Here is a 23,766-nt window from a genome sequence, read left to right as displayed (position 1 = left end):
GATAGGACTTAGCCGAGCAGAAAGCCATTTTTTAATGGGTCGGCGGGGTCGATATAAAAGCGGTGTTGCCCCGTAATGTGGGCGGTGCCACTGATTTCCGGAATGACCGCAGCATGACCGCAATAATCCAGGACTCCGGAAATTTTTCCGGTAAAAACGCCTCCGGTGATGCTCTTCACGTGAAGCGTTTGATTTTCAGTGAGCCGGCCTTGCGCATGGTGCAGTGCCAGTCGACCGGAAACTCCCGAACCCGTTGGCGACCGGTCCAATTCCCCATTGGCAAATACGCAAACGTTGCCACTGTGAATCCGGCTATCGCTCGCGGGTTCAGTTGTCGATTCCGGGAATTGGCTCATATCCATAAAAATGGTTCCGTAAAGAAAACTCAGGTCGGGTTCAGCCGGGTGTTCAATCGGCGGCCCCCGCTCAATCACCGCTGCCTTTATGGCTCGGCCCGCGCGGATTATTTCTTCCGAATTTTCCGGGGCCAGGGAAAAGGGCAGTTGGCGGGCATCGACATATGCGTAAAAGGCCCCACCGTAAGCAATGTCGTAGCGGATAGTGCCAAGGCCGGGCAGGGCAATAGTTTGATCGCGGGCGAGCACAAAGGAGGGGACACAGAGGAAGCGTGTGGAAAATACGCGGCCACGGGAATCCGTTCTGGCGAATGCCCGAATGCGCCCGCAGGGTGCGTCAATGACGACCGACGTTTCATCATCTGGGCAGGGCTCAACCCAACCCATTTCCACCGCGAGTTTTGCGAGCGCAATTACCGCATGCCCGCACATGGTGCTATAGCCCTCGTTGTGAAGAAAGATGGCCCCGAAATCCGCGCCATCATCATTGGGTGGTACCAGTATCACGCCGTACATATCCCGGTGCCCACGGGGTTCCCACATGAGCGCTTTGCGTAGGTCATCGTATTGTTCCCGCGCAGATCTCCTGCGTGAGAGGACATCGTTTCCTGGCAATTCGGGAAAGCCCGCGAGGATTACCCGAAGGGGTTCTCCGGCCGTGTGCATGTCGATGGTCTCGATCGCTGTCCAGTCTGCTGTCATTGGCAGACCGAACTGCTGTGCGCGATGGTTTTTAATTTTTTGAAATGCGGTTTCGCGGGACATATCAGCACCATTATTGTTATTGGCGACAATAGCAATAATAGCTGCGAGCATCAATTGCTTATATGTGCCTCGTGAATGCTTAGGTGCGGGGTTGGGTGGGGAGCGTGAAGGTCGGCAAATGGGAATACGAGAAATTGAGGCGAGATGGGGCTTTCAGCGGGCTGTGTGGCAGGTTTGTCCCCGGCTGTGTCCCTGGAGTTGACGCGTGCGAAAAAAGTCTGGGCAGGAAATCCTAATAAAGCAGGATTACGCGAAAAAAAGACACAAAAAAACCCGCTGATAGGCGGGTTTTTTCTAAATTTTGGTCGGTGAGAGAGGATTCGAACCTCCGATGGCTACCGGTTTTTCCGAATCTTTAAAAACCCTTTACTTTTCAGTGACTTACATATGCCTTGAAATTGCTAATTCAGTTTCTGTGAAGCAGATTAGCAGGTAAATGTGAAGTAATCCATTGCTGTTCAAGAGACTTCTGGGTCAGTTGCGTTGGCAGAATTCGAATCAATGGAGTGCGCGGAAATTCCATGGGGACTGGACTGTGGAACTATATAGTCACTTTTTGGGGCCAAGAGCAATCCGGATTTTAGATATTGAGTATTCCGAACTAGTGATCCCCGCTGCGGTAGCTCTGCAGCCTAAAGGCGCTAAAACGTTTCTCAGTTCCTCTACAGTGAAATGTGCAGTAGGGGGCGCTCGAGAGGTACACAAGTTCTAGTTAGGAGGTGTAGGGAACACAGAGCGAACAGTGGCGCGCTAATCAGTCAGCGTTCCTCGGCGCTCTCATCTTCGTTGACTGAATTGGAAATCTCAGTTCTTGCTGTCTTGCCTTTTCGACTTGGTTGGTACTCATAGCCTTGGTCAATGTAGCCTTTAAGGTGGGACTTGAGGAGGTCCATTTTAAGTTTGGTGCGAGCCTCGTAAATTTCGTCGCCGTCCATTTCCAAGTCATGGCTTGAGGAATCTGAGACATCTTTAGCGATGATGCTGACTTTTGATAAATTGAGTCTTTGCGAGTTGATTCGCATTATCTCTCTCACAAAGGTCGCCGAAATTTTATAGCAGGCCCCAATAATTGCGGTAGAAATCGCGACAAAGGGCAGTCTTGATATGAAAATACTCCAAACATTATCAAGGGTGAGTGTCTTGGCTATTTCCGCGAACTCTGCTGCACTGGTGAAAAGGTAATTGGCGACGAATACAAGTAAAGCTATAGGTAAAAATGCAAGTATTAGGTATGTCCTTATATTTCTAGCTCCTTGATGGACAAAACCACTTATCTCTGTGGGGAATAAGTTGATATCGTTCACGAGTGCCCGGAGTGTACTCTTTCTGTCATGGATTTCTTGGTTTAGCCCTTTGCTTTCTCGTATTTTTATATCAATTTCATCATTGACTGCAGAGAGTCTATCGTGTGTGGATTCTAATTCTTTTTCTTTACGACTTATCGCTAACAATAAGTCTTCATTTTCTTTGAGAAGATCTTGTTTTGAATTTTCCAGTGCGTCCCCAACTGATTTTAGCTCTTCTATTGAGCTTTCTTTGGAGCTTTTTTCTTCCTCAATGCCTCTGAGTTCTGATTCGGCCGCATCCTTTTCTTCAATCTTCTTCTGGCACTGGCTATAAATTTCATCTTTATATGCATCAATTCTTCCGAGTACGGTAAGCGATTGATACAGTTCGGGCAGGGTTGTCCCTATGACTGTTACTCTTTTTATTTGTGCATCATTTTGCGTTTTTTCTGGTTTAAATGAAAATGATGTAAGTAAATTGTTCACCCTTAATATAAATTTATTGTCGACTAACTTGCGTGAGGATTCTTTTGGTGAATTATCAAGATGCAGTGTTTCACTAAAGTCAGCTTTGTGATTCGGGGGGTAGCCCTCCGTTTCTACTGAGATATATTCAACATACATAGGGCGTTCAAATTCAAAGCCGAACGCTCGGTTTCGGCTTTGTAAATAATTCTCAGTCTTGTTGTTTCCGACTAATTTAGTTGTCTTATTACTTCTACGAGTGAACCAATATATAGGTATCTCTTTGCCAGATTTAAAAGAGGTTTCATCTATTTCGTCAAGCAACTCTTCTGCATCTTTGCTCATTTTTATTCTCGAAATTCCGGCGCTGTCAGTGTTCTAAGACCATATTAAGAGGGCATCAACTTGTGATGCGCATATCAATTATTGCGTCGATCCTATCATATGAAGTGCTATTTGGGGTGATTGGTAACTGAATGCTTTTGTTCGGTTAGCGGAGCTTTCGCCTATTCAGCTAAATTAGACTCTTTGTCGATCTCGGTTCGAATGGTGATACTTTGTACACTGACAGACGTCGATACACATCAGATCACTTCATGGATTCCATATGTGCTATTCAGTGAGCGTTCCCAATGATGACCAGATGACTCTGTTGCCCGTGGAGTTCGAGCGAGACAAGGCTGCGTGGGTACGTCTCCGTGAGATGCAGGCGTGGGAAGAGGGGGTGTCTATGGATGAAGTTCAGGCTGTATTGGGGATGCCTGGGAAGCCCCGCTCAAGCCAGCTGAAACTGGCAGGGCCTGGTGGGAGGGTGTATCCCCGCTACTTCTGTCCAGTCGTTGTCAGGGAGGAGAGGCAAACTTGGCTCCGCCCTCTGCGTTACACACTCCGCCCGGCGGGCTCCTATACTGAACTGTCGTCGAAATACCAACTCTTCAATGCCAGACTCGACACGATCCTCGAGAAGCGTACCTGGAAGGGGTTGATTGGACGCCGTCACGGAATTCTGCCATTCACCTCTTTCTACGAGTGGGTGGCCCCCAAAGGCAAGAGTGTTGAAATTCAGTTCATGCCCCAAGGGAAAGAGATCATTTGGGCTCCTGTGCTGTGGGACCGTTGGTCATCCTTAGGTGGGGAGTTGGAGTTCGACAGCTGCTCGATGATCACTGACGAGCCACCACCTGAGGTTGCAGCAGCGGGCCACGATAGGTCGCCCATCTTCCTGGCTGGTGATGCAGTAGACCAGTGGCTTAACCCTGAGTCCCAAAGCCCTCAAGAGTGGAAGGAATTCCTCTCTGGGCACCGAGATTCAGTCCACTACGACCACCGAATGGTCGCCTGAACAAAGAGTCTTGACCGGTTGACGGGAGTTTCCCAAAATACTGTATATGAATACAGTAGTTCCGATTCCAGTTCCTTTCTTACCTGTTGCCGTCTCGGCAGGGTTTCCCTCGCCTGCAGCGGCCTATGCCGCGAAGCCTTTGGTCATTGACGACTGGCTATGGCCTTCTCGCGTCAGTTGTCAGCTCGTGCCGTTAGGATCTGACGGACGCACATACCTTGTACTGGACGAGTCGTTACGCCCAGTAAATGGTGATCAGCTCTGGTTTCCTAGCGAGGATGAGCTGCAGCTGTGGCCGTGTGGGGAGGTTTGTGGGGACCAAATAGGCGCTGTGGTGGCGTCTACTGTCCATCTGTTCCGACGCCGCGCTGACCCAGGGCCTGACCCTGTGTCGATCCATGAGTGGTTGATACGGCGACCGTACGCCACGTACTTGGTGAAGGCAGAGGGGCGTTCCATGATCGCCCACGGCATACATCACGGGAGCTTGCTGGTGGTCGATCGTAGCTGTGACCTGCATGATGGCGACATTGTGATCGCGGGGTGTACTGAGGGCTTCCTGGTGAAGCAGTACCGGACGAAACCTGATCGCCTTGTCGCGGGGAACCCGGAGTATCCCGATGTCATACTGAGGAACGCCCCACAGTACGATCTTGATGGGGTCGTTATCGCGAGCCTGACGCGGCACAGGGGGCACGGGTGAAGTGCTGGGATCTGGAGCCTAACCAAATTGCCTTGGTGGATGTAAACAACTTCTACGTATCTTCTGAGAGAGCTTTCGACCCTACGATTCGACACAAACCGGTTGCGGTCTACTCGAACAATGATGGGTGTGTGATCGCTCGGTGTGCCGAGGTAAAGGCAATGGGAGTGAAGATGGGGACTCCCGTTTTTGAAGTCCGGAAGTTCTTCCGGGAGCGTGGCGTTGTACCGCGAAGCAGCAACTACGAGCTGTACCACGATATGTCCTGTCGCTTCACGGCCTCGCTGGAGCAGTTTTGTCCTGATGTCGAGCAGTACAGCATTGACGAGAGCTTTCTGCATTTTCGAGGGTTTGGGGAGGACCTTGCTGCTCACTGCCAGCGAGCGGTCAGTGCCGTACACAAGTGGACGTCCATGCCTTGCTGTGCGGGGATTGCACCGACACGTACGCTAGCGAAGGCTTGCAATCACTTTGCGAAGACACTGGGTGTTTCGGGTGGCGTCCTGCAGCTCAACTCGGAGTACCATCGACAGCAGCTGTTGAAGCAGTTGCCTGTGGGGGAAGTTTGGGGCGTTGGGTCTCGGCTTGCGGAGCGCTTTGAGGCTCTCGGCATCGAGACCGCGTGGGATCTGTCGGTTTCCCACATGCCGACCATGCGTAAGGCCTTTGGTGTCACGGTCGAGCGAACTATGCGTGAACTTCAGGGGACTCCTTGTATTGAGTTGGCGCCGCTTGATCAGGCGAAGAACGAAATTGTATCCGGTCGTATGTTTGGCAAGCTCCTCACCGATTTTGATGCACTGATGGCGTCTATCGCCAATCACGTCATGTTGGCTTGTGAAAAGCTCGCCGCCCAAAAGGGAGTGGCAGGTAGGTTGGTGGTCTCATTGCAGGGCAGGGTGCCGGGTGGGGAGTGGCGGGAGCAATCCGCATATACGGCCCTGAGACCTGCATGTGATGCACCTCAAGTTCTAATGAAGGCTGCCCGAGCGTGCCTGCGTGAGGTATTTGGATGTGGTCGTGAGTATCGACGAGCTTCCGTTATGTTGACAGCGCTTGAGGAGGCGTCGGAGACCCAGAGTGACCTTTTTGACGCTAGTACCGGAATGGAGGCTGGGGTCGCCGATTGCCTCGCGGCTATTAACCATCGTTTTGGGCGGGGGAAGGTTGTCCTTGGTAGCGTAAAGTTATCTGATGAATGGGTGATGAAGCGGGATTTTTTATCTCCAGCTTATACGTCGGACTTCTCACAGTTACCGAGTGCACGAGTGTGAATGGGCAGTCGGAATGATTGTTGGACACTACAGTGCGTGTGTGGAATAACTCCTGAGTAAAAGAACGAATTATTTAAAATAATGACGCTGTTTCGGAGGGTTGAGTTGAGCACGCTTACATTGAGAAAGTGGTTTTCCACTCAGAAAACTTATAGCACCGGAGAGTTATGTCCCTTTGATGACGCCGAATGGTATTTCCATCTTTCAGAATCAAATTTCCAGTCGGTGAAGCCGGTATGGGTGAAGCCCGTAGATGGGAAAGATTTGAAATGTGTGATCACCGAATACAACGCAATTACTGACGATTCTGACGCGCTCAACGTAGACAAGCTTGGCAATACTGACACCGCAGTTGTACTGGCTGCGTACTCCGACAATGCAGAGGGGAAAGAACAAAGTTTAGGATATCTTGAGTTCTCTTTCAGTCTCGAAGAGTTTGAGGGGAAGATGTGGGCAGATTTTAAACTTATGTCTGTCTACGTAAAGCCAGGCCGCAGAGGGCGAAAGGTTGGATATCAACTTGCGTTTAGTGCGGTAAGAATATTGGCTGGTTTTTTTGAAGAATTAAACTATGAAAATCTTTTGGCCGACATAGACGAACTTTACGTATCAGCGGATTGGGTCTCAAGTGGAGGTGAGGCCGTAACAGATTTTCTGATCGCGAATTTGGAGTGCTTGAGCGACGAATTAAAGGAGTGTGGGCATCGATCTTTCGGGGCAGTGTCGTTCGATGGTGGCTATTAGATTTAAGCTGATTACCTTATGGGTGGGCTTGAGTAAGTAGTGGTGAATGAAAACCGTTAGAGTGTGCTCGGGCGCTGTCATTGTCGTATGGCCTGTACAGGAACGGGCCGGGACTGGGGCGGCTTAGGGAGGACGTGGAGTCGGCTGTAGGGTAAGGGCTGAGAGAAGATCTGGGGGGCGCTCGGTAGCGCCAGCCTTATTCAGAGTCTTGCGTCAGAACACCAGTGGTTATCTTGGTATTTTCCGGTTCGGCATTTTCTTGAGCGGTATCCAATTTGTATTCAAGCATTCCCGCGCTGATTAGTGGCTGAGCTCCGGAGCTTTCAAGCGGTGCAATGTCTAAAATCAAACGCTCGAGGTTGGCGGAAATGATCGCTAGCACCACTCTGAAATTGGTACTAGGTCCTTCCCGGTGTTCGGATGTGAAGAGGAGTTTTCTGAACTGGACGCAAAAATCAAGGTGCAAAAACGGCCTCGCTAACTCTCTAACACGGTCAGCATGGGCGCCTGTTTCCAGAGTGCAGCCAGCGATTTCATGTGCGAACGAATTTCTTATGCGACGTATCAAATGGAGGGCACGACAAAACTCTGCAGTTATAAGTCCCAGGCGAAATGCCATGCTGATTCTTGAGCTATACGTCCCCAGAGGACCGTCTCCGTCTAAAAGCTCATCCCGACCACCTGAGTCCGGTATGAGGCGGGCTTTAACTAGTTGATAAAGCAATTCATCTAGCTTCGCTGCCCCCAATATTACTGCGGCTCTATCCGACTCGTTTGAAAACTCTTCGACGAACTTTCGGAAAGTGGCCCAATCCACCCTTTTGTTATTTTCAGTCATTAAATTCACTATCAGATTAGTTGCACTCCACATTTTAGCTCAGCAATCCTACCCAGAGTCCACCACATGAAAACCACCAAGAAGGAACTCGGGGCCTACGCAGAGAAGCGCGGGGACAAGGAGGCGCAGGAGAGGCACTCAATTTACATGATCACCAACCTGTACACCGGTAAGGCCTACATTGGGTCTTCCATAGTGGTCGAGCGTCGTTGGTATCGACACTTGTACTCACTGCGGAACGGCTCCATTACGTCGAGGAGCTGCAGGACGATTATGACGAGCTTGGAGAGGAGGCCTTCAGCTTTCGCGAGGTGTATTCAGGTAGCGCGGCGAAATCCGTGCGAGAGATCCGCCGTATCGAAAAGCAGTACATCGAGAGCCGCCGGGGGCTGCTGTACAACTCGAATTACTACTCGTGAACGCTGGGCAATAAATAGTCACTTTTGTTTTTGGCTCGCACCTCTGCGCCCTTTCCAATGTATCTGGATTCGGCGTCTCCCCCCGTACCCATGCCTTTCCAGGGCGCGAAGAAAGAGCCTTTCTCCCAGCGTTTCACCGCGTCCACCTTCAGTCCACGCCGCGTCCACCACCCAGCCCTCTCTCTCGCCGCCTCACTGCCTCTGTCTTTTCCACTGTGGGTGACGCAGCGTCGACGCGGGGAAGACCCAAGACGCGGAGAGGTGAAGTGAGGAGACACCGGAGACGTTACTTCTCCCGCGTCCACCAATTCCACCTGATCACGCCTCTCTCTTTCTCTTTGGGGTAATCCCTAGCGAGAACTCTCCAGGCTTTCTATTTGGGGTTGTCTGAAAAATAGAATTCTCGTATTCTGCACACATCTTAGGGCCTATCGAGAAAATGAGAAGAACATGACCGCTTACATTTACTCCCGCGTATCCACCGAAGAACAGAACGCAGCGCAACAAGCCGAATACCTCGCGGAACGGTACGCCCACGACCTGTCTGTCCAGGAGTCATTCACCGGCACCACCACCGAGCGCCCGAAGTTCAAGAAGCTCCTGGAGCGCCTGGAGAAGGGAGACAGCCTCATCGTGAAGGAGGTCTCTCGTATCGGTCGGAATACCCAGGAGGTACTCAAGGTGGCTGAGGATCTCAAGGCGCGGGGCGTCCACCTGATCATTGACCAGCTCGGGGGCGCAGACGTCACCAGTCCTGCAGGAGAGATGATTCTCACTGTAATGGCAGGCCTCGCGAAGATGGAGCGAGAGCAGCTCCTGGAGCGCCAACGTATCGGTATTGAGCGAGCGAAGAAGGAAGGCAAGTACAAAGGCCGCTCCGCCCTGGATCCCAAGACCGTCGAGACTGCCAAGCTCCTGATCTCTCAGGGTGTCTCGAAGAAGGACGCAGCGAAGCAGCTCAAGATTGGTCTCTCCACTCTGTACAAGTATCTCGCAGCTTGAGGCCACTCAGCGCCCACCTGAGGCTCTCTCAGCGTCTCCCCGCTGTCCTTGGGTGGGTTGAACTCAGCGCCAGCCTGAGGCCTTCTGAGGGTGTCTCAGGGTGTAGACCTGGAGTCTACGGGGTGTCCATCTGAGGGTATTCTGGTCTAGCATGATTGTCTGCCCCTGATTCATGTCAAAGCATAATTATAAGAATAGTGATCATTCGGCAGCATATTTAGTAACACGACCACTAGGAGCCCCCAGTCCGTCCCAAGGTAATACACCTAGTGGTAAGGCCAGGGTGTAACCCTGTGTGATCCACGGTAGTAGGTGGACACAGGGGTGTAGTCCTGTGCTCCTCGCTACCTCTTATCTCTTATTGGTAATAACCATACCCAGTACACCTAGGCGTAAGACTCTGTGTGAACCCCGGCAGGGGCAGACACAGAGCAGTGACTCACGTTGTATTGGTAAGGGAAGAAAGGAGGGAGTGAGAGCCAGCGAAGGACTACAGCCTTTCGCGAGGTCTCCTCAAGTCCACCAAGCGTCCACTCCGCGCTCCTGGTGGTCTTACATCCAGCGCCACACCCCGCGCTCCTGGTGGTCTGGCTGGTTGTGTGTTTCGTGGGTGGAGCAGAGGGACAGCGCAGTGTTGACGATGGGTGGACGCTGGGTTGTCCCTTTGTCTCCTTGTGGCACGTTATATTCCCGTTTATGTATGCGTGTCCCTGTTGTAAACGCTAGGTGGTAGGAGGTGTCCGACAACTATCAGTGATAGAAACCGGACAAGCCCCGAGCCTGTGTGTGAAGGAATATAACAAAACGGCAAGTTGCCAAAATGTTAATGCCCCTAGCCTAGCCCCGGTCACCGCTCTGGCCAAAAACCGCCAGTGGCGGAAAATGGCCAAACCCCGAGCCTCACCCGCGACCACCCCTCTGGACAAAACGGCAAGTTGCCAAAATGTCCAGTCCCCGAGTCTGACCCCCGGCCCCGGTGCGTCTTCTCTTTTCTCCACTCTGCTCTCCAGCAACGTCGAGATGGAGCCGGTCGACGTCTTCGCGCTCACCTCACCACTTACAGGTGAAGAGATGTATGTCCTGGCCGATGGTTATCATCGCGTCCTGGCTCGGGAGGAGCTGGGTCGTACCGATGTCCTGGCACGGCTGCACACCGGATACAAACTAAATGACGCCAAGCTCTTCGCGCACTCCGCCAATGTGTTCGGTAAGAAGAAGGCGACCGACGAAGACAATCGCGGATACCTGGAGCAGATCTGCCAGATGGACGGGATGAAGGAGCGCTTCCATAAAGGAATGATGCTGGACCTGAATGAGGTGCAGGCCATGACGCAGATCCCCCTGCCCACTCTGCGTCGACTTACCGCTGACTACCGGAACATCCTAAAGGAGTGTCGCGATGAAGTGATTGTCGCCGCGAAGGAGAACGATATGTCAGTCCGTGAGATCGCGGAGGAGACAGGCGCATCTATAGGAACCATCTCAGGTGTTCAAAAACGATCAGTGATCGAAAATGAACAAACCCCGAGTCTCACCCGCGACGTCCCTCCGTCTTCTCTTTTCTCCGATAGTCTCGACGAAGAGACAGTCTCGATGGAGCGCAAGCCTCTGCCGGTGAAAGAAGCCAAGGTCGAGAACTACGAAGAGAAGAAAGCCCGCGTCGAGAAACGCATGGACGAAGCCTGGGGAACCTTGGCTCGTGACTCAGCGAAACTCGAAGGCCGCGTGGAGAAGAGCGCGGAGAAACTCGCCGTCGAACTGATCCGCAATATCTCAGCGATGGTCGGCAAACTTCGCGAGCTGTCGTGACCTAGCGCCTACCAAACGTCCACCCCGAGTCTCACCCCGTACCTGTCCGCGTACACCCGTACCTGTCCACCTGTACGAATCCCACCCGCTACCAGTAACACGACCACTAGGAGTGAGAAATCTTCCTCTCTCCATCTGGGCTGTCATGAGTCCACCTCAGGTCTTTGGCCCCGGTTTCGGCTGGGGTCTCTGTTTTACCCACTTGATACCAATCCACCAAGAGAACCACACCCATGATCAACCGCCGCGAACAACAGTCCCGCAAAGACACTCGCCAAGTCCACATCCGAGTAGCTGGCTCAGTACTCGAGGCCTTCGACCGCTACGCACGAGAAGTCGCGAAGGATCGACACCGCACCTCTGTGTCTCGTTCGATCACTTTTGAGCGCCTTGTCACCGACGCCAAGAAGGCCGGAATCATCACTTAACCGGAGTCCACCCAATGTCCACCTACGATCACGCATCCTTCACCATCAATGGTCTTTTCCTTCTCCTCTGCCTTGTCGGAGTCGCCCTGTGAGCGCCCCTCAGTCCATCTGGGCGCATCCCCCAGTCTCACCCGCGTACACCGAAGAAAGGGCGCGACAGAAGCGCAGAGACTGGCAGAAGCGCAAGCGAGCAGCCGAGCGGAAGAAGACAGTCCAGGTCGATGCCAGCTTTGTCCTACTCAAGAATTTGAGAAAGGAATTGAAGAGGCAAACCGGTGAGGACGCATTGTCAGACACCGAGATCCTCAACAACGCCCTGGCAGCCTACGGCGCTGAACTGAGATTCAAGCGTCGACTCACAGCCCACCTCGAGTCCGACCTCAAGTCCTGACTCTCACCCACCTATCACCAATCCCATCACCCAACCACCACGGAAAAATCACATGAACAGCTACAACATTTACGACGAACTCAACGACCTACGAGGCAAGGATCTGCCTGGAGCCGACTTTGAGCCCACCTTCCAATCTGAAGCAGAGGCGCAGCAATGGGCCGCGACCCAGAGTCTCGCAGCGTCCCACGCAGAGATTGACCGCCAGTACGCAGAGAAGCGCCGACAGGAGCAGTACGCCACCCCGACAGGCGCGCTGTACGATGCTGATGGTCGACTGCAGGAGCGTATGACCGACGACACCATCATTGAGATTGCAGGGGCGACCATGCGTCTTGGCGATGCGAAGACTGCCGGTCTTGTCGATGGGGACGGCTTCTACTCCGATGAAGGGGAAGAAGTGGAAGAGGGCGCAGAGGAGTATCAAACGGCTCAGGTGTTGCAGGGACAGCTCCGACTGGCTGAGTCCTTGGTCGGTGCCGACGCTCTCGAGCGCTGCCTGGATGATGATACTCTGGCCATCGAAGAGCTGTCAGCGAAAGCCGGTTGCTCTGTCTCTGACACCATCGAGATGTTGGGGGAAGTTGTTGACCAGGGAATGGATACGCTGGAGGAACATCTCAGCTTCCACTTGCCTGGGTACGATATTGACCGAGTGTTGGACGTTGCGACCAGCTCACCGAAAGGAGCAGCAGAGGTTCGCCGCGCCGCTGTGGGTCTGGCTCGAGGTTCTGCAGTGACGTTCAACCAGTTGCTGGAGCGTTACGCCAAAGATTACGGGTTCAAGATCCGATAAGCAGAAATGAAAAAAGGGGCGACTCGAAGTCTGACAAAACGTCATGCTCCGGGTCGCCCCTTTTTTTTGCTTCCAAGCGCTCAAGGTAGAAGGTTAGAAGCGGGGGGGCATGGCACCCTCGGTGCCGGTGAACTTCACAATAGAAACATAAAAAAGTTTACAGGTTTGTAAGGCTGTACAGGAAGTAGGTTGCCTTAGATACTTATTGAATAACTAGCTGGTACACGGAAAGCATTCATGTGCTTCTATGCAATAAGTATTTCCGTTTCTAAGTGATCAGATATGCAATCAATAATGTCCTCAGCGACATTCTCAGGAGCGCAATGATTAATCCATACACGACTCATTGCTCTCCAAAGCTCATCAGCTCCCAAAGTCATGCGGTCCGCTACCGATTTAACCCACTTATGATGATCGGCTAGCGTTATCGCGTTCTCCGCAGCGCCGACCAAGTCCGAATGAGAGCGATTGATAAGGGGGGCTATGCCTGTCCACCCCATTTGCTGTAAATCTTCAAAAATTCGCCGCTCTGGAGCATCTTCTCCGGGAAGGATGAGACATCCCGGCGCAGGATCTTGATCTCCATCCAGGATGACTACTGTAGGTCTTGAAAACCTATCGCCCTCAACCATTTGACCAAGTGCTTTACCTACAGAGGCTGCCCCAAATGCAGAGATCGAACATCTCGAAAGGTTGTTTAATGATCTCTTCGCAAGAATTTCCTCGACAAGTATCTTTGCCGCGTCGTCCTCGACATATATATCTAGTTCAGGGTGGGCCTCCTCATCCATTTTTGACAACGCGAACTCAGGACTAACACCAGGTACAACAGATTTTTCAGTACCATTTTTAAAAACGTAGACTCTCGCGGGGGGAGGTAGTTCCTCTAATACATACGGAGAATGTGTTGTAAGAATGAATTGAACGAGCTTGGTTCTGGAAATTTCAGCCAAATCGCGAATTAACCGCCTTTGCGCCCTAGGATGGAGAGATGTTTCGATTTCATCAATGAGGACGATACTATATTGAGGGATCTCAATGGCAATTAAGTCGGCAATCGTCGCTTCGCCAGCTCCTTGGTGAAAGCCTGAATATTCAGCCCCGCCATGAGAAACAACTGGAATATTTCTGCTCTCATCTAAATTGGTAGTTGCTTGTCTGGCTGAAGAGTATGTTTTTCCCACAATGTTAGAGAATCGCTGCAAAGCAATATCTTCAAAATTCTGAGAGGTCGCTTCATTCAGGGCGGGTTTAGCTAAGCGTGCATAGCCTGTTCGGGCAGATATGGGCTGAATGCGCCGTAGATCCAAATATTTTACAGGGCGTACTTTTCTTGTGTCATTGCCTCGCCATCTCGTAGTGGGCTTGCGGACTGAGACCTCTGTTGAGTTGGTGCCCTCTCTGACTGATGCTTTTATGGCCACCCCGGATAGCTTGTCCCAGGCTGTATCAGGGAAGAAGGTCGAAGCGAAGTTTTTTTCGTCAGAAGCTGAGTCATAAATACTTGCTGCAGCTTGAATGATGGTGCTTTTTCCGGCTCCATTTTCTCCGCAGATAGCGACAATTGGGAAGTTAAAGTCCACTCGTTGACCGGTCCACCCCCGGACACCATTAATCTCAATCCACTCCAAATGCTTAGGGAAATCACCTCGTTGCCATTTTGCGGCCAATCTTCTGGTTTCTCTGCTTAAGGGCATAATCGATCCTTATTGTTCTTCGTTGACTGCGTTTCAGGTAATGAAGCGTACAAAAGCCAAGCCAATTGCACCGATGAATAACACAACTATGAGCAAGCTTTTGGGGAATTCTGAAGGTTTGACTTTACTATCTTCATTCTCCTGCCGCAAAGACTGTTATTGTTGCGGCTCAGGGCATGACGGAACGGAGATTGCTGGACACATTGATGGCCCCATTTGGGAGGCCAATAAAGTGCATCGAGTTTTCTCTTGCTAAAGAAATTTGCGACTTTGCTCAATTGTCAATTTACCGGGTCTCATATTGTGGTGGGAGCCAATCGCCACACTAGGGGGTGGCGCTGAACTGCCCTTTTTACTTCTTATTTCAATTCAGTAAAGTGAGACACAGGAAGCTTCACGCGCTCAATGCACTGCACAACATCGTTAGCCGTAGCTACACCGATACCACCGTAAGTCCGCCCCACGGATGTCCCAGAGTGGCCGGTGATTGCATCGTGTACGTCCTCAGGGACGTTGAGGCGGCGACATGCAGTCTTGAAGGCATGGCGGAAACCGTGGACAGGCTGAAGGGTAGGGGCGATACCTGAGGCTTTCAGGCGTCTTCCAATTGCCTTACTGAGGTTGGCAGCGAGACTGCCATCGGCATTTGGGCGCAGTTCTGGGAACACTCTGTGGCTCGTGGCTGTGTGCTTCAGACTGTGCTGCCGTTTCCCTTCTTCGATGTACTCCAGGAATCCTAGGTCAATTAAATGCTGATGTAAGGGTACGACTCGAGACAGCCCGTTCTTTGTACGCTTGTCGTCAGACGCGGAGTTAATGTCGATACACCAGATGCCTTCTTCTTGGCGGACGTCTGTTAGGTGAAGCTGTGCCACCTCGTTAAGTCTTGCTCCGGTGTAATAGCAGATGAGCGGAACCCAGAAAAAGGCGCTACTGTAGTCGGCGTCGTTCGCTCGTACTGGCTGATATCTGGTGCGGAAGAGATCTGAACTAAATGCCTTTTTAACGTCCTCGTCTGAGTAACCGGTCTTTTTCACAGGTGCGGCTGACACCTTCCTGTCGATCCGCTTCAATGCACCGGCGAAAGGGTTTTCTTTGATGTAGTGTTTGTCTACAGCATAAGTGAAGACAGCCTGGAGTAACCGCATGTCTTTCTTTACCGTCTTCAGCGCAACACGAGGCATATCTTGCTTGGCTGCAAGTTCAATTTGTTTGTCCAAAGATTGGGCTTTTACATCCGGCTTTTTAGTTACTGGTCGCATTACCAGCTTCGACAAAAAATTCGAAGCATCCTGACTGGTCACGCGACGCACAGATACGTCACCGCCCATGTAATCGCCGAATAACCGCACCACTTGATCAACGGCTCTGAAGCGCTCTGTAAGGGTGGTCTGTTTGTTTTTTGGAGTGGTGGCCCTCTCTTCTGCTTTGTACTCATCGTACAGCTCAGAGATGGACACAGAGTTATCAAGAAGTGAACGGCCAGCTTCGGAGAGATGCTCTGAGGTAAGTGAGGTATCTGTCGCCTGCCCCCAGTTATTGCCGCCGCGATAGGCTAGGGTCTTGAGGATGGCGACCCACTTGCTTTGTAAAGCAGTGCTGATGCCTTTAAAGGCTTTGCTGTTTGGGGAGAGGGGGATCTTTCGGGCGGTAAGGAAATCGAGTAGGAGTCGGTCCGCTGCGTCCTTGCTAGCTGCCATGTCCGGGGCGTAACCCTTGAGATACTCGATGTACTCCGAGATGTCCCTAGTGTTGCCAATCAGCTCGTCTTGGTAATCAATGACCATATCAGCGAACGCGTAGTGGTCGCGGTGCTTAAGCTCAGTGTCGTCTTTGCGTTTCGGTGCGAGCTTCAATCGGGCTTCTGCGACCTGCGCCGCAAGCTCTGCTTTTGCGTCAATTGCACGGGCGGCGGCTTCGTCCTTGTCCTTGGTTTTAAGCGACCGTTCGAAGTATTTCTTGCCGATGACGCCCTGGACATCGACAGGTACTCGCTCTCGGATGTACCAATAGCCGTTGCTCTTCTGTCTCATGCTTAAAATGATATAGCGACCCACGCGGAAAGGCTCCAAATGTGAAGCAATCTGACGGGCATTTGTGAAGCAATTGATTTGGTCAGGGTTGACCGAGAAGGAAAAACCCTTGAATTATCAAGGGCTTAGAGAATCTGGTCGGTGAGAGAGGATTCGAACCTCCGACCCCTTCGTCCCGAACGAAGTGCGCTACCAGGCTGCGCTACTCACCGATTTTGGTCTCGTCTCAGTGTGAGATCGAGATTTTCTTCCTCTTCCTGAAGAAGTGGGCGGCATTATAGCAGCCGCCGCGCATCTGTAAACCACTGATTTCATTAAATTTAGTGTGAGGGTGGAAAATATTATTCCAGCCCGCGTCAGCCCTTGATCTGGCGGATCAAACCTTCCTGAGTGGTCGAGGCGACCAGTATCCCGTCACGGGTGAAAATCTGTCCGCGGCAGTAGCCGCGGGCGCCACTGGCGGAAGGGCTGTCAGTAACATAGAGCAGCCATTCATCCGCGCGGAACTTGCGGTGGAACCACATGGCGTGGTCCAGGCTCGCCGGCATTAGGTCGCGGTCGTACAGGGAGATAGGGTGGGGCTGCAGGCTGGTCCCGAGCAGTGCCATATCGGAAGCGTAGCAAAGTGCACTGCGGTGTTCGATCGGATCGTCCGACAGGCTGTCGTCGACTTTAAACCAGAACATGCAGCGGGCTTCGCGGGCGGTGTGGTCAAAGTAGCTTTTGGGATCCACCGGGCGGAAGTCGACCATGAAACGGCGCTGGTCGTCCGCAGCGGTCTGCATGCCCATGTCTTCAGCCAGTTCCTGGGTGTTTTTTAAACCCTCCGGGGGAACGACGCCATCGATGGGCATTGAGTCCTGGTGGTCAAAGCCGGGCTCGTCGATCTGGAAGGAGGCCGACATATTGAAGATGGCTTTACCGTTCTGGCGAGCAACAATACGGCGGGTGGTAAAGCTGCCTCCATCCCGAATTGGGTCTACATCATAAATAACTGGCTTTTCGCTGCTGCCCGGGCGCAGGAAGTACGCGTGCAAGGAGTGCGGCAGCCGCCCATCCACAGTGCGGGCAGCGGCCATCAGCGCCTGTCCGAGCACCTGCCCGCCGAACAGTACTTTGCGGTGATTTTCCACGTGCTGACGACTGCGAAAGAGATTGGTGTCCAGCTGCTCGACATCGAGTAACTTGCTCAGCTTTTCCAACATGGGCGATACTGCCTATCTTATGTAAAATTTTTACCATCAAACCTGCGGCACACTTCGGTAGTGCGGCAGGGAGCGGAAAATAATAGCAAGTGTTGGCCCAATGACCATTACTGAATTCATCAAGTCTGATGTCAAAGCCGTTCTTCAGGCGCAAGGCCGCCTTCCTTACCGGCTTACGCTGGGGGCGATGTCTGAGCACTATAAGGTCAGTTTGACCCCGGTGCGCCACGCGATCGATGAGCTGGTGGAAGAGGGAGTTATTCGCCGTAAGGAGAATGGCCGCCTGGAAGCGTTGCCGGAAGCTTTGGAGGGGGTGGAGCTCGAGTCGCCGAAGCCGGATGCCACCGAAAGCAAGCTCTATGATGAGATCCGCCAGGAGGTGATCGCGCGCAGCCTGAATCAGGACTCCGAATACCTGCGTGAGCAGGCCACCGCCGAGCAGTATGGCGCCGGGCGTACCGTAGTCCGGCAGATTTTCTCCCGGCTGGCGGGCGCCGGTCTGATCGAGCATGTGCCACGCTGTGGCTGGCGAGTGCGCCCATTCAGTGAGCAGGATATGCACGACTACCTGGATATCCGGGAAATGCTGGAACTGAAGGCGCTGGAGCTGGCTCGCGGGCATTTTACCGACGACGAGCTCAAGCAATTACTGAAGGCCAACAGGCCGGGGAAAGGCGCCGCGAAGTCAGAACTGGATTTCGATCTGCACGACTACTGGATTGAGCGCTGCGGCAACCGCTATATCGTCGAGTTTTTCAAACGCTACAGTCCTTTCTACAACGCGCTGTTCAATTACGCTGTGATTGATGAAAAGGTGAAGCGGGAAATGGCGCGGGAGCACTGCGAAATTGTCGAGTGCCTGCTGGCCAAAGACTGGAAGGGCGCGCGCAAGGCGCTGACATCCCATATCCGTGAGCAGCGCGAGGCCGTTTCCAGGATGATCGACTATTTGAATGCGAAGGACGCCGTCTAAAGGCAAAGCTGAAGGTGCGAATCCGAACGTCCCTGTTTGGATTCGCGGGTTTCACTTAAAGCTTTGCGCTTTTAGATGCCGTAGGCAAAACGATCTTCGGGATCGACGATCAGCCTGGATTCAGCACAGACATAGGCGCTTCCGGTAATCGTCGGAATAATCCGTTCCCACTCATCCGTTGCGCTGTTGTCTTTGCGGACTGTGCCCTCGAAGACACTGCCGATAATACTTTCCTGTCGCCAGCTCTGGCCTTCCTTGAGCTTCCCGTCCGCATACAGGCAGGCGAGTTTTGCGCTGGTGCCGGTACCGCAGGGGGATCGGTCGTAGGCTTTGCCCGGGCAGAGAACGAAGTTCTTGCTGTCCGCCTTGCCGGGATCTGATGGCGGGCCGAAGAGTTCGATATGGTCAATCTCCTGGCCGTCTTCCCCGCAAATTCCCTGTTGCTTGAGAGCCTGACGCACCCGCCAGCAGAAATCGGTAAGTTGGCCGGTGTTACTGGCGTCAAGGGACTGGCCGTGCTCGCCGATGAGGAAAAACCAGTTTCCGCCCCAGGCCACGTCACCCGTCACAGCGCCAATGCCGGGAACCTCTACCAATACCTCTTTCCGAAATCGGTAGCTGGAAACATTCTCCAGGCTTACCCGGTGATTGTTGTGCAAAACGAACGAGATATCGCCAACGGGAGTTTCGAGCCTGTGCGTACCGGGCGTGATCAGTCCCTGGCGCGCCAGAGTGACTGCAACCCCGATCGTGCCGTGACCACACATTCCCAGGTAACCCACGTTGTTGAAAAAGAGTACCCCCGCGGCGTTCTCCGGATTAACGGGTTTACACAACAGTGCACCAACCCAGACATCGGAACCCCTGGGCTCACAGATAATCGCGGAGCGGACATGGTCGTGTTGCTCGCGAAAACGCTGTAGCCGTTCGGCCATGGTGCCGTCCCCGAGATCGGGGCCGCCGGCGACCACCACACGTGTCGGCTCGCCGCCGGTGTGGGAATCGATTACATCGATACTGAAATTGGACTGAACTGACACCAACATTCTCCAGATTATTGTTAGATTTTACGGTGAACGGTTCGTAACTGCTTTTAAAATTCACTCTGGGATTGTCACAGTGGTGTGACATCACCCTGTGTCCATTCGCCGTCGATCAGTCGCCATGCCTTCCCTGGATTGCGGTCCAGAAGTAATGCGGGCAAACGATGAGCGCGTACGTTGTCGTAACACTCGAGTTTGCTGAATCGTTGCATCGAGGCTGGTATGCCTACCGCGGTGAATCCGGGGTGGCCTGAAGCAGGGTAGGGACCACCATGATTCATTGCTGGTGATACGGCGACACCGGTTGGCATCTTGTCATTGAGCAGCCGCCCCACCTTGTTACGCAGTACCGGTTCCAGCTGCGTGTAAACAGCGTCGTCTTCGCCGCACTCTTCACCGTCTTCCGCCGAGTAAATACAGCCGGTGAGGTTGCCTTCGAGGGATTCAAGGATTTTGCGGGTTTCTTCGGTACCCTGGCTCGTCACAATCAGCGCGGTATTGCCGAACGCCTCTGTTTGAAAACCGTGGGGGTTCTGTAAGAACTGTTGCCCTTTTGCCATCAGGAGGGTGTTGGGCTGACAGCAGCGATCGGGATCCTGGGTGTTCTCGGCGGTAAGTCGTTCGGCTCCCGCATCACACAGTTGGCGCGCAGCGCGCTTGAGATTGTCCTCGGTACCTTTATTCAGCAGCGTGCCTACGGGGGCTTCGTTAAATAAGGCTGTACACCGATCCACGAAGGTATCCGCACTTTCACCCGCGGGAAGGATGACCAAACCCGGGTTGGTGCAAAACTGGCCGGTGCCCATCAGGCAACTGGATGCAAATTCCTCCGCGAGGGAGAATCCGCGCTGCTTCAGGGCGCCTTCGAGGATCACGATCGGATTGATACTGGATAGCTCAAGGTAGATCGGATTGCCGGCTTCATCTGCCGCGCGCTTGAGCGCAAGGCCCGCATTTTGAGAGCCGGTAAAGGCGCTCGCACCGGTTCTCGGGTCGCTTACCAGGCGCAAACCATCTTCTCTCGCCGTTCCATAGAGCATCTGCACGGCTGCCGCTGGCAGGCCAGCTTCAAGTGCAGCCGCATGAGCAAGGTTTGCGAGTTTCTGGCAGGTGTGCGGGTGGGCGGAATGGGCTTTGGCAATGACCGGATTACCGGCGGCAATTGCTGCGGCGAAATCACCGCCGGCTACACCGTTAAACGCGAACGGAAAATTGTTCGGGCCGAATACTATTACCGGGCCAATCGGTGCGCGCAGGGTGCGGATATTGGCGGCGGTATCCAGGGTCGCCTGCGACCAGCTGCCGGAGCGAGCAGCCGCGGCGGCCTGACGCAGCTGGTTTGTGGTACGCGGGAGCTCGACATTTAGCAGGCGCGGTTCAATAGGAAGACCGGTTTCTTCGTTGGCGATCTCGCAGAGTTCATCCGCGGCGCCTTCAATTTTGTTGGCATAGAGTTCCAGGAACGCTGCGCGTGTTTCGGCGGGTAACTGCTTCAGTTGTGCCGCTGCTTGAACGGCACATTCCAGCGCGTCATCGCAGTCTCGCCAACTGGATACTGGAAAATAACGGTCAATCGCCGCGCGCGTGGAGGGGTTGAATGGTTGGAAGCGGCCGCACTCGGCCGCTTGACGCCACTCACCCGCCACTAGGACAGGAGCTGTGTACATCGCAAATTCTCCACTCATTATGCTCAGTTGATGGCTGGGCGGGTGGCAATAGCCTGGCGAATGATGCGCAGTACTTCATCGCGCTCCTCGCCAGAAATCGGAAGGCGCGGGTTGCGGCACAATTCACTGCCGTATCCACATTCCTGTACCGCAAGCTTGATGTATTGCACCAGTTTCGGTTTGGTATCCAGGTGGAGCAGGGGGGTGTACCAGCGATAGACCTTGCGCGCTTCTTCGAATTTCCCGCTGGTAGCGAGATCCCAAAGCAGGCGGTTTTCCTGCGGGAAGGCGTTGACCAGGCCGGAAATCCAGCCGTGTGCGCCGAGTGCCAGGCTTTCCAGGGCCAGGTCATCCACGCCGCAGAACAGTACGAAGTCCTCATCGACCAGGTTGGCGATGTCCGTCAGGCGGCGCGGATCATCAGAGGCTTCTTTTACTGCCACGATATTGGGGACTTGCGCGAGCTCAGCGACCGCTTCTGCGGAAACGTCGACGCCGTAGCACGCAGGGTTGTTGTACACCATTACTGGCAAGTCGGTTGCTTCGGCTACACCGCGGATATGCGCGACGATCTCCCGGCCGTCCGCCTTATAGGACATGGGGGGCAATACCATTAGGCCGTCCACGCCGGCGCGTTTGGCCGCGCGGGCAAATTCCTGGGCCTGGGTAGTGGTGTACTCGGATACGCCGGTCAGCACCGGTACCCGGCCCGCCACATGTTTGACCGTTGCTTCCAGTACCGCGAATTTCTCATCCTGGCTCAGGGAGCAGTTTTCACCGACGGTACCCAGCATTACCAGGCCGTTGATTCCGGCATTCAGCATCACCTCCAGATGTTCCAGGGTGGCCGGGATGTTCAGGCTCTCATCGGCGTTGAACTGAGTAGTAGCTGCGGGGAAAACGCCACTCCAATTGATCTGCATTTGACTTCCTCATCATTATTGCGCGGTAGGTGTATGGCTCGGACGCTGTTCGCAAGAAAAAGCGCTTTGCCTTTATGTGTTATTGTGTACAATAAATAACAATTTCCAGTGATGTCAACTGGATTTTGCCGGGCCGGGCTTTACAGGCGTGGTCTTACGGCGACCCCAACATATATTCGAACTAACGCGGAATCTCTATTCATGCTACTGGCCGACCTGTACCCCCAACACATAGAGGAGCTCACCCGGCGTCATGAGCGCGCGCTGACGGCCTCCGGCTACAACCGTGTCGTGATCTTTTCCGGCGCCGCCAAGCTCCCTTTCCTCGATGACAATCACTATACGTTCAAGGTAAATCCACACTTCAAACACTGGGTGCCTCTACTAGAGCATCCGCACTGCGCGATTGATTTTCGGATCGGTGACAAGCCGCGCTTAATCTATTTCCAGCCCGAAGACTACTGGCACAAGCCGCCAGAGGATCCGCAGGGCTATTGGACGGACTGTTTTGCGATTGAACTGGCGACTTCTATTGATGAGGTAAAGGCTAAGCTGGCTGGTAGCCTTGATGGCTGCGCCTTTATTGGTGAGGAGCGGGGTTGTTTGCCGGCGCTGCCGGATGCGCAGTTCAACCCGGCAGTCCTGATTGATGAGCTGCATTACTACCGCGGTTACAAGACGCCGTACGAAGCGGAATGTATGCGCCGGGCGAACCTGCTGAGTGCTGCAGGCCACAATGCCGCACGGGATGCGTTTTTTGGCGGGGGCTCTGAACTCGATATCCATCATGCCTACCTGCGCGGCGCGGGTGTGCTGGAGGCAGAATTGCCCTATGCGAACATTGTTGCCATGAACAGCCACAGCTCGATTCTGCATTACCACGGTGCGGACCGCGAACCGATGAGGCCAGGGGATATTCACTCGCTGGTGATTGATGCGGGTGCGGATTTTCTCGGCTATGCCAGCGATATCACGCGTACCTACGCATTTCGAGACGGTGAATATGCGGAACTGGCCTCTGCGCTGGATCAGGTGCAGCGTACCCTGGTGGACAGCGTTGAAGTTGGGAAGAGCTTCCCGGAGCTGCACTGGTTGGCCCATTTGAAAATTTCTGAACTCCTTCAGCAATTCGGATTTGTTGAGATGTCTGCGGAGTCCATGGTGACAGAGGGGATCAGTAATATGTTTTTCCCATGCGGACTGGGCCACTTTATCGGGCTGCAAGTGCACGATGTTGGGGGCTACCTGATGGGGCCTCGTGAACCAGCGAAACTGCGGGATCCAAGGGCGCCTTACCTGCGTTTGGCACGCAATGTTGAGCCTGGGCATGCGGTCACTATTGAGCCCGGTATCTACTTTATGGATATGTTGCTTGCTGAGCTGTCGCGTTCCCGTCACAGTCGCCTTGTTAATTGGGAAAAAATCGATAGCTTCCGTCAATATGGTGGTGTACGTGTAGAGGACTGCCTGCTGGTCCACGACGACCGGGTGGAAAATCAGAGCCGGGATGCGTTTGCCGCTTTGGAAAACGAGGGTTCGGCCGATATTAGTGCGATATCTACGGAAACGGTGTAGTGAAACGGGAAGCTGTTCATACTGTCCGCAAT

At 53.4% G+C, this 23,766-nt stretch carries 21 protein-coding genes, 1 tRNA gene and 1 pseudogene; 13 read left to right on the top strand and 10 right to left on the bottom strand.

All coding sequences use genetic code 11. The annotated features are described in order from the left end of the window. Positions 1 to 8: 8 nt before the first annotated feature. A complete protein-coding gene (locus LC093_RS02615) occupies positions 9 to 1,121 on the bottom strand; it encodes a proline racemase family protein (protein ID WP_226661699.1) in 1,113 nt (370 codons plus the stop codon). Between the two features lie 758 nt (positions 1,122 to 1,879). Beyond that, positions 1,880 to 3,217 (bottom strand): hypothetical protein, encoded by a 1,338-nt coding sequence (locus LC093_RS02610; protein ID WP_226661695.1) that lies wholly within the window; start codon positions 3,215 to 3,217, stop codon positions 1,880 to 1,882. 298 nt (positions 3,218 to 3,515) lie between these two features. On the opposite strand from LC093_RS02610, the gene LC093_RS02605 reads away from it, so the two are divergent. The 4 genes from LC093_RS02605 (at position 3,516) to LC093_RS02590 (ending at position 6,935) form a co-directional block, all read left to right on the top strand. Next, entirely contained in the window at positions 3,516 to 4,214 is a 699-nt protein-coding gene (locus LC093_RS02605) for an SOS response-associated peptidase family protein (RefSeq protein ID WP_226661693.1), read from the top strand. 46 nt (positions 4,215 to 4,260) lie between these two features. After that, positions 4,261 to 4,917 carry a S24 family peptidase gene (locus LC093_RS20500; RefSeq protein ID WP_226661691.1) on the top strand — a complete coding sequence of 219 codons (657 nt, stop codon included), beginning with the start codon at positions 4,261 to 4,263 and terminating at the stop codon, positions 4,915 to 4,917. Beyond that, entirely contained in the window at positions 4,914 to 6,191 is a 1,278-nt protein-coding gene (locus tag LC093_RS02595) for a Y-family DNA polymerase (RefSeq protein ID WP_319004898.1), read from the top strand. Before LC093_RS20500 ends, LC093_RS02595 begins: the two co-directional genes overlap by 4 nt. 105 nt (positions 6,192 to 6,296) lie before the next feature. Next, on the top strand, positions 6,297 to 6,935 hold the full coding sequence (locus LC093_RS02590) for a hypothetical protein (RefSeq protein WP_226661689.1): 639 nt from the start codon (positions 6,297 to 6,299) through the stop codon (positions 6,933 to 6,935). A gap of 196 nt (positions 6,936 to 7,131) precedes the next feature. Here the strand turns inward: LC093_RS02590 and LC093_RS02585 are convergent, their stop codons facing one another. Beyond that, positions 7,132 to 7,773 carry a hypothetical protein gene (locus tag LC093_RS02585; protein WP_226661688.1) on the bottom strand — a complete coding sequence of 214 codons (642 nt, stop codon included), beginning with the start codon at positions 7,771 to 7,773 and terminating at the stop codon, positions 7,132 to 7,134. 66 nt (positions 7,774 to 7,839) lie between these two features. On the opposite strand from LC093_RS02585, the pseudogene LC093_RS20495 reads away from it, so the two are divergent. From LC093_RS20495 to LC093_RS02555, 7 genes and pseudogenes are all read left to right on the top strand, one after another. After that, positions 7,840 to 7,971, top strand: a pseudogene (locus tag LC093_RS20495) (hypothetical protein); the annotation flags it as partial. An 11-nt stretch (positions 7,972 to 7,982) separates the two neighbouring features. After that, entirely contained in the window at positions 7,983 to 8,192 is a 210-nt protein-coding gene (locus tag LC093_RS02575; protein WP_226662441.1) for a hypothetical protein, read from the top strand. Positions 8,193 to 8,642: 450 nt separating this feature from the next. Continuing rightward, a complete protein-coding gene (locus LC093_RS02570) occupies positions 8,643 to 9,194 on the top strand; it encodes a recombinase family protein (RefSeq protein ID WP_226661686.1) in 552 nt (183 codons plus the stop codon). A 786-nt stretch (positions 9,195 to 9,980) separates the two neighbouring features. Next, positions 9,981 to 11,003, top strand: coding sequence for a hypothetical protein (locus tag LC093_RS02565; protein WP_226661684.1), 1,023 nt, complete (start codon positions 9,981 to 9,983; stop codon positions 11,001 to 11,003). 233 nt (positions 11,004 to 11,236) lie between these two features. Beyond that, positions 11,237 to 11,431 carry a hypothetical protein gene (locus tag LC093_RS02560; protein ID WP_226661682.1) on the top strand — a complete coding sequence of 65 codons (195 nt, stop codon included), beginning with the start codon at positions 11,237 to 11,239 and terminating at the stop codon, positions 11,429 to 11,431. 259 nt (positions 11,432 to 11,690) lie between these two features. Then, on the top strand, positions 11,691 to 11,822 hold the full coding sequence (locus LC093_RS20300; RefSeq protein ID WP_264192826.1) for a hypothetical protein: 132 nt from the start codon (positions 11,691 to 11,693) through the stop codon (positions 11,820 to 11,822). Between the two features lie 52 nt (positions 11,823 to 11,874). Further along, positions 11,875 to 12,618 (top strand): hypothetical protein, encoded by a 744-nt coding sequence (locus LC093_RS02555; protein WP_226661680.1) that lies wholly within the window; start codon positions 11,875 to 11,877, stop codon positions 12,616 to 12,618. A gap of 245 nt (positions 12,619 to 12,863) precedes the next feature. On the opposite strand, the gene LC093_RS02550 is transcribed toward LC093_RS02555, so the two are convergent. From LC093_RS02550 to LC093_RS02535, 4 genes are all read right to left on the bottom strand, one after another. Continuing rightward, positions 12,864 to 14,315 carry an ATP-dependent nuclease gene (locus LC093_RS02550; protein ID WP_226661678.1) on the bottom strand — a complete coding sequence of 484 codons (1,452 nt, stop codon included), beginning with the start codon at positions 14,313 to 14,315 and terminating at the stop codon, positions 12,864 to 12,866. A 359-nt stretch (positions 14,316 to 14,674) separates the two neighbouring features. Further along, positions 14,675 to 16,372, bottom strand: a complete 1,698-nt coding sequence (locus LC093_RS20415; protein ID WP_226661676.1) for a DUF6538 domain-containing protein — start codon at positions 16,370 to 16,372, stop codon at positions 14,675 to 14,677. A 111-nt stretch (positions 16,373 to 16,483) separates the two neighbouring features. Next, a tRNA-Pro gene (locus LC093_RS02540) sits at positions 16,484 to 16,560 on the bottom strand. Positions 16,561 to 16,704: 144 nt separating this feature from the next. Then, entirely contained in the window at positions 16,705 to 17,553 is an 849-nt protein-coding gene (locus LC093_RS02535; protein WP_226661674.1) for an acyl-CoA thioesterase, read from the bottom strand. Positions 17,554 to 17,653: 100 nt separating this feature from the next. Here LC093_RS02535 and LC093_RS02530 point away from each other — a divergent pair, with 100 nt between their 5' ends. Further along, on the top strand, positions 17,654 to 18,526 hold the full coding sequence (locus LC093_RS02530; RefSeq protein WP_226661672.1) for a GntR family transcriptional regulator: 873 nt from the start codon (positions 17,654 to 17,656) through the stop codon (positions 18,524 to 18,526). Positions 18,527 to 18,597: 71 nt separating this feature from the next. Here the strand turns inward: LC093_RS02530 and LC093_RS02525 are convergent, their stop codons facing one another. The 3 genes from LC093_RS02525 to LC093_RS02515 all read right to left on the bottom strand — a co-directional run bounded on the left by LC093_RS02525 (position 18,598) and on the right by LC093_RS02515 (position 22,159). Beyond that, a complete protein-coding gene (locus tag LC093_RS02525; RefSeq protein WP_226661670.1) occupies positions 18,598 to 19,566 on the bottom strand; it encodes a proline racemase family protein in 969 nt (322 codons plus the stop codon). Between the two features lie 74 nt (positions 19,567 to 19,640). Then, on the bottom strand, positions 19,641 to 21,236 hold the full coding sequence (locus LC093_RS02520) for an aldehyde dehydrogenase (NADP(+)) (protein ID WP_226661668.1): 1,596 nt from the start codon (positions 21,234 to 21,236) through the stop codon (positions 19,641 to 19,643). A 23-nt stretch (positions 21,237 to 21,259) separates the two neighbouring features. Continuing rightward, positions 21,260 to 22,159, bottom strand: a complete 900-nt coding sequence (locus tag LC093_RS02515) for a dihydrodipicolinate synthase family protein (RefSeq protein WP_226661666.1) — start codon at positions 22,157 to 22,159, stop codon at positions 21,260 to 21,262. Between the two features lie 201 nt (positions 22,160 to 22,360). Between LC093_RS02515 and pepQ the strand changes: the two genes are divergently transcribed. Continuing rightward, the gene (gene pepQ, locus LC093_RS02510) at positions 22,361 to 23,734 is read left to right on the top strand and encodes a Xaa-Pro dipeptidase (protein WP_226661664.1); all 1,374 of its coding nucleotides are present in this window, start codon (positions 22,361 to 22,363) and stop codon (positions 23,732 to 23,734) included. The last annotated feature ends 32 nt before the right edge of the window (positions 23,735 to 23,766 follow it).

It is taken from the genome of Microbulbifer aggregans, from assembly GCF_020524005.1.
In the GTDB taxonomy this organism is placed as follows: Bacteria; Pseudomonadota; Gammaproteobacteria; order Pseudomonadales; family Cellvibrionaceae; genus Microbulbifer; species Microbulbifer aggregans_A.
The sequence above is the reverse complement of the archived record's forward strand: the minus strand, read 5'-3'. Positions and strand labels throughout refer to the sequence as shown.

Bases quoted from the DNA above. Each gene is read 5' to 3' on its own strand.
- LC093_RS02615 (WP_226661699.1), bottom strand. From the start codon at position 1,121: ATGTCCCGCGAAACCGCATTTCAAAAAATTAAAAACCATCGCGCACAG.
- LC093_RS02610 (WP_226661695.1), bottom strand. From the start codon at position 3,217: ATGAGCAAAGATGCAGAAGAGTTGCTTGACGAAATAGATGAAACCTCT.
- LC093_RS02605 (WP_226661693.1), top strand. From the start codon at position 3,516: ATGACTCTGTTGCCCGTGGAGTTCGAGCGAGACAAGGCTGCGTGGGTA.
- LC093_RS20500 (WP_226661691.1), top strand. From the start codon at position 4,261: ATGAATACAGTAGTTCCGATTCCAGTTCCTTTCTTACCTGTTGCCGTC.
- LC093_RS02585 (WP_226661688.1), bottom strand. From the start codon at position 7,773: ATGACTGAAAATAACAAAAGGGTGGATTGGGCCACTTTCCGAAAGTTC.
- LC093_RS02570 (WP_226661686.1), top strand. From the start codon at position 8,643: ATGACCGCTTACATTTACTCCCGCGTATCCACCGAAGAACAGAACGCA.
- LC093_RS02560 (WP_226661682.1), top strand. From the start codon at position 11,237: ATGATCAACCGCCGCGAACAACAGTCCCGCAAAGACACTCGCCAAGTC.
- LC093_RS02555 (WP_226661680.1), top strand. From the start codon at position 11,875: ATGAACAGCTACAACATTTACGACGAACTCAACGACCTACGAGGCAAG.
- LC093_RS02550 (WP_226661678.1), bottom strand. From the start codon at position 14,315: ATGCCCTTAAGCAGAGAAACCAGAAGATTGGCCGCAAAATGGCAACGA.
- LC093_RS02535 (WP_226661674.1), bottom strand. From the start codon at position 17,553: ATGTTGGAAAAGCTGAGCAAGTTACTCGATGTCGAGCAGCTGGACACC.
- LC093_RS02530 (WP_226661672.1), top strand. From the start codon at position 17,654: ATGACCATTACTGAATTCATCAAGTCTGATGTCAAAGCCGTTCTTCAG.
- LC093_RS02520 (WP_226661668.1), bottom strand. From the start codon at position 21,236: ATGTACACAGCTCCTGTCCTAGTGGCGGGTGAGTGGCGTCAAGCGGCC.
- LC093_RS02515 (WP_226661666.1), bottom strand. From the start codon at position 22,159: ATGCAGATCAATTGGAGTGGCGTTTTCCCCGCAGCTACTACTCAGTTC.
- pepQ (WP_226661664.1), top strand. From the start codon at position 22,361: ATGCTACTGGCCGACCTGTACCCCCAACACATAGAGGAGCTCACCCGG.